The organism is Vibrio sp. 10N.261.52.A1 (assembly GCF_002876325.1).
GTDB classification, from domain to species: Bacteria; Pseudomonadota; Gammaproteobacteria; order Enterobacterales; family Vibrionaceae; genus Vibrio; species Vibrio chagasii.
In genome coordinates, this window is the sequence record NZ_MCYD01000707.1 from 1 (window position 1) to 4238 (window position 4238).

General features: G+C 44.6%; 4 protein-coding genes. 1 reads left to right on the forward strand and 3 read right to left on the reverse strand.

The window, feature by feature from the left end; genetic code table 11:
- Together BCT81_RS14090 and BCT81_RS14095 are read right to left on the reverse strand one after the other, a co-directional pair.
- On the reverse strand, positions 1-96 hold a 96-nt coding region (locus BCT81_RS14090; RefSeq protein WP_133152628.1), incomplete at its 3' end, for a LysR family transcriptional regulator.
- A gap of 158 nt (positions 97-254) precedes the next feature.
- Positions 255-1880 carry an ABC transporter substrate-binding protein gene (locus tag BCT81_RS14095; protein ID WP_102424823.1) on the reverse strand — a complete coding sequence of 542 codons (1626 nt, stop codon included), beginning with the start codon at positions 1878-1880 and terminating at the stop codon, positions 255-257.
- Positions 1881-2023: 143 nt separating this feature from the next.
- On the opposite strand from BCT81_RS14095, the gene mpaA reads away from it, so the two are divergent.
- A complete protein-coding gene (gene mpaA, locus BCT81_RS14100) occupies positions 2024-2731 on the forward strand; it encodes a murein tripeptide amidase MpaA (RefSeq protein ID WP_102424824.1) in 708 nt (235 codons plus the stop codon).
- A 25-nt stretch (positions 2732-2756) separates the two neighbouring features.
- Here the strand turns inward: mpaA and BCT81_RS14105 are convergent, their stop codons facing one another.
- Positions 2757-3671, reverse strand: a complete 915-nt coding sequence (locus tag BCT81_RS14105; RefSeq protein WP_102424825.1) for a hypothetical protein — start codon at positions 3669-3671, stop codon at positions 2757-2759.
- Positions 3672-4238: the final 567 nt, after the last annotated feature.

Genomic DNA, 4238 nt, shown 5'->3' on the forward strand with positions numbered 1-4238 from the left:
AGCTTGTGTAACACAAAGCTCTCGCGCGGCAGCGCCAATAGAACCGAGGCGGGCAACAGCTTCGAACGCAACAAGGGCACGTAGAGGGGGTAACATGGCTTCACCTGATTGAAATAAAAGTGAAAAATACTTCAATCAGGTTTCAGTTTTTTGCGCTTACCGTTACAGATTAATGACGAAGGGACGTTGATCAGATATTTATGATCAACGTCCCTTTTCTCTATTTCAGGTTTTTTGATATGTCAGAAGATCAATTACTCTCTGATGTAGAGATCTTTAGAGTAGATACGCCCTTCTACATTGTTCTTAGCAAAACCACCGACACTTGGTCGCACTAGACGGGCCTGCATGTAGTAGTAGATTGGTGCGATCGGCATGTCTTCTGCCAGTAACTGCTCTGCTTGGTCATAGAAACCTTGGCGGTCTTGTTCGCTGGTTGCGGCTAAGGCGCTGTCCATTGCTGCGTCGTACTTGTCATTGCTATAACGAGCAAAGTTACCCGAAGAACCTGAACGCAACAGGCTCAAGAAGGTTGATGCTTCGTTGTAATCACCACACCAAGAGGCTCGCATTACGTCGAAATCACCTTGGCGACGTGACACCAAGTAAGACTTCCACTCTTGGTTTTCCAGCTCAACTTGTGCACCTAAGTTGCCTTTCAGCATTGATGCAATCGCCACTGCAATCGACTTGTTCGACTCACTGGTGTTGTAAAGCAATTTGAAATCCAACGGATTAGACGCATCGTAGCCCGCTTCTTTCAGTAACTCTTTTGCTTTTTGATCTCGTTCCTTCTGAGTCCATGTACTGTATTCAGGTTGTGTCGCATCAAAGCCAGCCGTGTACTCATGAGCAAAGGTATAAGCAGGTAGGTTACCCACCTGAGTAACACCATCCGTGATAACGTCACGCATCATAGAATAAGAGACAGCTTTACGTACTCGCGCATCATCAAAAGGTGGTCGCGTAGTATTGAATGCGTAGTAGTAAGTACACAGCAGAGGCACTGTGGTAAACGCATCTTTGTATTTGCTTTTAAGCTGTTGCGCCATATGAGTAGGCACATCAGACGTGATATCGACCTCGCCCACTGCATAACGGTTAATCGAGGCATTCTGATTCTCAAACGGAATATATGTCACTTCGGTTAGGTACGTATTTGAACTGTCCCAGTATTTCGGGTTCTTCTTCAATTCAATGCGCTCATTCACCACCCACTCGTCTAGTACGAATGCACCATTACCGACAAATTGCTTAGGATCGCTCCACGGCTTGTCGCTACTTTCTAGGGCTGACTTATGCACTGGCATCATGGATGTGTGGCCCGTCATCGCCACAAAGTAAGGCACTTTACTATCGAGTTCGAACTTCACCGTGTGTTTATCAACAGCCGACACGCCTAGCTCTTCAATCGGCTTCTTACCTTCTGCCACATCAGCAATATTGTTGATTTTGGTGAGCTTTAAGTACCACACATTTGGCGATGCCGTTTTAGGGTCTACCGCTCGTCTTATCGCATACACGAAATCATCAGCCGTCACCAGATCGCCATTCGACCATTGCGCGTCTTTACGTAGGTGGAATACAAACGTCTTGTTGTCTTCGGTTTCCCAAGATTCCGCCACACCTGGAGTAATGTTGCCATCACGATCTTGAATCACTAAACCTTCAAACAGGTCACGCAGAATGTGCATTTCTGGAAGGCCTTCAGCCTTTGCAGGGTCAAGAGTCGCCGCTTCTGCATCATTCGCGCGCACCAAGTGTTGTTCTTTCGCCAGAGAAGTTCCCGCTGGCAATGTGTCAGCAACGGCAGTCACTGAGATAAAAGGGGTCAATAGAGATGAAATGAGTAACGCCGTTGAGTATTTCTTAAAATCCATATGTTTTTGCTCTCCTAGCCTATCTTTGAAGCAAGTAATAAAATTAACAATGCGACTGTTGACGAGTTTTAATGCTTTCGTTTATCTAAGTAGTTTTTGTAATCGTTAATACTTGATAGTACTTGATCAATCAGGAGATAAAGGTGAGTTTAATTCCAAGAACGGAAAGAGCTGCATTTTCAATAAAGCCGTTACCATATGGAAAGTCGGTACTAAGCGCACCCTTGCTCTATTTCCCCGCGCAAGTAGAAAGCGAATCTCGAGGCCTAATCATAGCAGGCACACACGGTGATGAAACCGCGTCTATCGCAGGTTTATCTTGTGCGCTAAGAAGCCTGCCAGCCGCCAACTTACGACACGATGTGATCTTGTCGATGAACCCAGATGGTAATCAGTTAGGTACCCGTGCCAACGCTAACCAAGTCGATTTGAACCGCGCATTCCCGACGCAAAACTGGACAGAAGACGGCACCGTCTATCGCTGGAGTTCCCACACACCAGTCAGAGATGTAAAGGTAAAAACTGGGCAAGTCGACCAACTTGAACCGGAAGTACAGTCGCTCATCAAGCTCATTGAGCAGCGCAAGCCCAAATTCGTCATCTCTTTCCACGAACCACTCGCTATGGTCGATGACCCAAACCAATCGGAACTCGCCACTTGGCTAGGCAAACAGTTCAACCTACCGCTCGTTGAAGACGTGGACTACGAAACCCCAGGCTCATTCGGCACCTGGTGCCAAGAAAGAAGCCTACCGTGTATTACCGTAGAGCTTCCACCGGTTTCTGCGGATCTAACGATAGAGCAGTATTTAGATGCGTTTTTGGCGGTGTTGGGGAGTGATGGGGGCTAGAGGCTAGATACCTCCGCCTACCCGATTATTCATTATTTTTCATCTTTAGATTTATACTTCGAAGTCCCAATGCAAATCCAAGGGCAAGTAAACCAGCGACAAGTAACGTGCTAGGGGTTGCACCTAAGTTCTCGAACCATTGTGTGAAAAAATGAATCCCCCCGAAAACTGAAACGGTATTTAGAACCCACCTGCGGTTTCTTTTCCAAGCCCAAACTGCAACCGCAATTAATACGACAGCCCAAACGAAGGCAAATGTAGAATCGGTAATAATTATTTCTCTTGTTTCGTTTCGCTCGCCCCACAAAGAACCAACCCAAAAACCCAAATTAATCAGAAAAAAGCCGGTTCTCGATGAAGCAATGGCTATTCTTTCGTATTCTGCTGGGAGTCTTTTAGATAGTTGATATAGGGTTATCGACAATAGGCTAAAAAGAATGACTGTGATGGTAGGCTCTTGAATACCAACAAAGTAAGTCGCATGAAAATATCCTGTTCTAGCGCCGATACAAGCTGATAGCATTAATGTTGCTAGAACAGCAAGCAGAGCACTCCTCGCAAATATACTCGCTACAGTAAATATTGTTGTGACAGTTATCATTGATAAAAGACTACCTTCGCCCGCAACCGTGATTCCACCTCCGTTCATCAATGCGCCTGCCAAAATGCAAATGTTAGCAAGTACATTCCATTGTTCGCTGCCACTACTTAATATCACAAGGCCACCGATTATAATGAATGCTCCTATCAATATTGCGGTTGTTGGTTCGGGTACCAGAGCAAGTATCGCACTACTGACAGCGGTAACCCCAAATCCAATTAGGATGTTAAACGCGAGGGAACCCGTAGATTTTGCAGCAAGGGCACTGAATTTTTCGTACTCTTCCCGAGTAACTGCCCCTTCGCTTAACAATTTATCTAGATCGAGAGTTACTTTCATAATGAATCCTCAATATTCATAACGGCTGCGACAGGGACCGACAAATTTAGCACCTAGTTAAGACAAGCAATTTAAATGACACTTTTGGCAGTCTATTGCTGGCCATTGTTATAGGTAAAGACTTTAGGTATTGGCTCATCGATACATGATATAGATATAGATATAGATATAGATAAGTACTTAATCAAGCTCTTGAAACACAATTCCCTAAATGGGTTCGATAGAGCGATATCCAATTAAACCAACCAATACGCATCATTATTGTCCGGCCAGTATTCATGTGGCGAGACTCATGATATCAATACTATACGTATATACTTGCTCAATATTTCCTTGAGACAGTTATTCCGTTAGACACATTTAAATTGGTAGGAAAACCGCACACATAAGTTATGACTAGGTAAAAGGGCTAGCTTGAAATAGGCTTTTTCGAGTTAGAAAGTGCCACGGATAAAAATTCAGCTTGTGAAGGTTTTGGACAAAACCTTGTTAGCGTAAATGACTTAGTTGCATCAAGATCAGGTATGAAAAAGTAACTTGAGACCATAGTCTTATATGGACTCCCCC

Bases quoted from the DNA above. Each gene is read 5' to 3' on its own strand.
- BCT81_RS14105 (WP_102424825.1), bottom strand. From the start codon at position 3,671: ATGAAAGTAACTCTCGATCTAGATAAATTGTTAAGCGAAGGGGCAGTT.
- BCT81_RS14095 (WP_102424823.1), bottom strand. From the start codon at position 1,880: ATGGATTTTAAGAAATACTCAACGGCGTTACTCATTTCATCTCTATTG.